Raw genomic sequence first — 3,630 nt, forward strand, 5'->3', positions numbered from 1 at the left:
AAATTGAACTGCTCTTTAACATTTCCTTCCGGAGAAATCCGGAGATAAGTCAGCTGATTTGGATTTCCGGCGCTGCCTTTGCCGTAGATTTTGGTAGGTGCCAGAACCACGATCCAGTCCCGTGGGAAATCATCGTTCGAAACATCCCGGCTGTTTTCATCGAGCAGCGGTTTAGAGAATATAGGTTTTACAGGGCTTGGCGTGGCAACGGACGCTATTTTTCTGGACTCACCCGTATTCGAAATCTTCACCAGATCCAGGCTCTGCATGGCCGCACCTTTGGTATAAGGATAAGCCAGGGCATAAATCGTGCTGTCCCGTTCTACCTCGTACGCGCCGCTGAAAAGGTACTCTTCACCGTTTTCACTGGTGAGTTTCTGGCGGTCGAGCAGTTTCACTCTCTTCACGTAATCTCCGGCAAGCCAGTTGTATTTTGCCTTGATCTCACGCTTTTTGAACATCATTTTTCCTGTGAGGTTGGTGCTTACAGAAGCTGCCGTCGTGGTATATTCATCGCCTTTAAAGTTGAAGAATTTCCATTTTTTCTTTACTTTCTCTACGTCCCACTCGTCTTTCATGGTGTTGGTAAGGTTGGCATCTTTGTCGAACGTATAGGCTTCCACCTTCACTTTTCTACGGCTCGAGGGCAGAAAGTACACCATCTCGAAACCGCCGTTTTCCTTGGCTTCTACACCACCCAGATAGCCTTTCTTGGCTTTGCGGGAAATTTCGTAATCTTTTTCAAGAACATTGAAAGTCGTTTGTTGCGCAGTCGCAAAATAACCTGCCAGTACAAACGATGCAAACAGAAGAGATTTTTTTTTCATCATTTGGGTTTTTTGTTGCAGTAAAGGTAGAGCAAATGCAACACGGCGATCTACCCGGCAGTGGGTATTTTGAGGACGGCAGGTGAGAAATTTTTAGGCTCAGTCGGCCAGCAGGTCGAGATCAGCTACGGCCTGTATAAGCTTGGGAACGGAATGGGTTTCCGTTTTTCGGTAGATGTTTTTGCGGTGGGTTTCTACCGTGCTTTCGCTGATGAAAAGAGCGGTGGAAATCTCCTTATTGGTACACCCGTCGATCATCAGTTTCACGATCTGCTTTTCCCGCAGCGTGAGCTTTATTTCCGGATAATCGATGACTTTGCTCTTAAACTGCTTCAGCGCGGTCTCTGCCTCGGTGCTGAGGTGCATATATCCTAAATGTACATCCTCCAGCGCTTTCACCAGATCCTGGCGGCTTATTTTTTTAGAAAGATAACCGTCAATCTTTACTTTTTCTGTCAGTTCATAAACCGTCTTCGGGTCGCAGTTCATCGAGAGGATAATGATTTTGATTCCCGGGAAATCCCGCTTAAGGATTTTGGCACATTCAAATCCGTTGATCGTGGGCATCATTAAATCCATCAGGATGAGATCGGGATGTATTTCTTCTGCCCTGAGTTCGTGCAGAAAATCAAAGGCATCGGTATAGGTTTTCAGGATTGAGATATTTTTCTCCAGACCGAGAAGCATTTCAATCCCGTCGATAATGATCTGATGGTCATCAATGATAACGACTTTCATAACGCCTCTCCTTTAAACGGTTGGAATCTGGATGAATATTCGGGTGCCCTCGCCCGCCGCACTGTCTATACGCACCTGCCCTTTCAGCAGTTCAATGCGTGCGTTCATATTCTGAAGTCCGAGGCCGTCTCTCTTGTCCATCACTTTGGCAGGGTCAAAGCCTTTGCCGTTGTCTGCGATTTCTGTGGTGATCCGATGGTCGGTCTGGATGACGGAGATGTCAATCTTATCAGCACCTGAATGTTTGATGGTATTGTTGATGCATTCCTGAATGATCCGGTAGAGCGTAACCTGGATATTCTGGTCAAGATCGTTGTTGAGCCCCTCAATCTGAAGGTTCACGGTAAGTTTTGGCGAGGAGATTTTCTCAATGAGATCCCTTAAGGCATTGGTAAGCGAATTTTTAATGAGCATGTTAGGCATCATCTGATGAGACAGGGTACGGACATCGTTGATGGCGTCTGCCAGGATACCGGAAGTCCTGTGAATGATCGTATTAAAATTCTCAGGATCATTTTTATAGTCATTCAGCACGCTCACATTCATATTGGCCGCCGTTAAAAGCTGCCCAACACCGTCGTGCAGGTGGCTGGCCATTCTTTTGCGCTCATTGTCTTCCGCGGTAATGACCGCCCGGGTGGCCAGATCCTGCTGGTGCAGAATGGCTTTCTGGAGTTCGGCTTTCTGGCGGTGCTGCCGGTTGCGGTAGAACACTGCGCCCAGCAGCAGTACGCCTACCAGCGAGAGCAGGGCCACGTTTCTTTTCAGGATTTTGGATTTCTGCTCAAGGATTTCACTGTCTTTCTTCAGGGTCTGGTATTTCTTTTCAAGTTCAGCCGTGCTGCTGCTTACTCCGACATTCACGAGCTCATTATCGAGCGCGATGTATTTCTCAAAATAATACTCTGCGCTGTCCGGCTTTGCCAGGTGATGATACACATTCGTAAGCAGTTTGTAGGTGGAAAGCTGGTTTTCCTTTGAATTTTCTTTTTCGAATAGCGGCAGGATTTTTAAAAGCATGCGCTTTCCCTCCGGATATTTTCCCTGTACAATGAGATGCTGCGCGACGTCGATACTGTTGCTTTCCTGATCGATTTTGGAATTGAATTCTTCGCGCACTTCCTGAGACACCTGCAGGTTTACGGCGGCCAGGGAATCCTTTCGCTGAAGGGTATACAGGTTGCCCAGGTTTCTGTTGGCGAACGAAAAACCCTGTTTGTTGCCGACTTTATTACAGATCTCCGAACTTTTCTGATACTGCAGTTCTGCCTCCGCATATTTTTTCTGCATCTGGAATGCTTTTCCCAGGTTCAGGTAATTTTCGCAGAGTTTGTTCTCGATTTCCACGCTTCTTTCCTGAGACTCAAAATATTTTACGGCTTCACCGATATATTTCACCGCATTAGGATTGTCTTTCAGATCCACAAACAGAAGCCCGATATTCGCCTTTGTAATGTTCGCATTTCTGGCATCACCCTTTGCTTCGAAATATTTAAGGGCCTCCAGATACATTTTCATCGCTTTGGTGTACTGAAAGCTGCTTTGGTACACGGAAGCAAGATTATTATTAAGTTTGGCGATTCCCGCAGCATTCTTCTGCTTTTTCCGGATCTGATAGGATTTCAGATAATGCTGTTCGGATTTCTTAAAATCATTATTCCGGAAATGAACCGCTCCCAGATCGCTGTGAACCTGGGCAAGTAATACGGAATCCTGAAGTTTTTCGGTGGCTGCAATGGCTTTTTTACCGTAGTTGAGGGCAGAATCCACAGAAACACTGGCGTAATACCAGGTGAGATCGGCATACACCGATGCGCGTTTCTTATCGTCTGGATTTTTGGTGAGTTCCGATTTTAGGTTGCTGATGACCTCAGAAAGATTCTGTGCCTGTAGAACAGGGAACGCAAATAAAAACACGAATAATAACGCACGGAAGCCAAGGACTTTGGTTAACCGCAATTTATACAATCTACGGTACACGGCGGGTTTTCGGTGAGTTGAACAGGACGTGGGGAGAGCTGTTTTCATATTTCAGTGGTTCTTTCCGGCCTTCTTTTTCCGGCAT

Annotated in this window: 3 protein-coding genes; all 3 read right to left on the bottom strand. The window is 46.4% G+C overall.

The genetic code is table 11. The annotated features are described in order from the left end of the window. Positions 1-830, bottom strand: an 830-nt coding sequence (locus tag V5N63_RS09645; RefSeq protein WP_332033777.1) for a hypothetical protein, incomplete at its 3' end; no start/stop codon positions are given. Positions 831-926: 96 nt separating this feature from the next. After that, complete coding sequence (locus V5N63_RS09650) at positions 927-1,565, bottom strand: response regulator transcription factor (RefSeq protein WP_265145035.1); 639 nt, start codon at positions 1,563-1,565, stop codon at positions 927-929. A gap of 12 nt (positions 1,566-1,577) precedes the next feature. Beyond that, positions 1,578-3,374, bottom strand: coding sequence for a tetratricopeptide repeat-containing sensor histidine kinase (locus tag V5N63_RS09655; RefSeq protein WP_442905811.1), 1,797 nt, complete (start codon positions 3,372-3,374; stop codon positions 1,578-1,580). Positions 3,375-3,630 lie beyond the last annotated feature (256 nt).

This window comes from Kaistella sp. (assembly GCF_032060305.1).
GTDB classification, from domain to species: domain Bacteria; phylum Bacteroidota; class Bacteroidia; order Flavobacteriales; family Weeksellaceae; genus Kaistella; species Kaistella yananensis.

Bases quoted from the DNA above. Each gene is read 5' to 3' on its own strand.
- V5N63_RS09650 (WP_265145035.1), bottom strand. From the start codon at position 1,565: ATGAAAGTCGTTATCATTGATGACCATCAGATCATTATCGACGGGATT.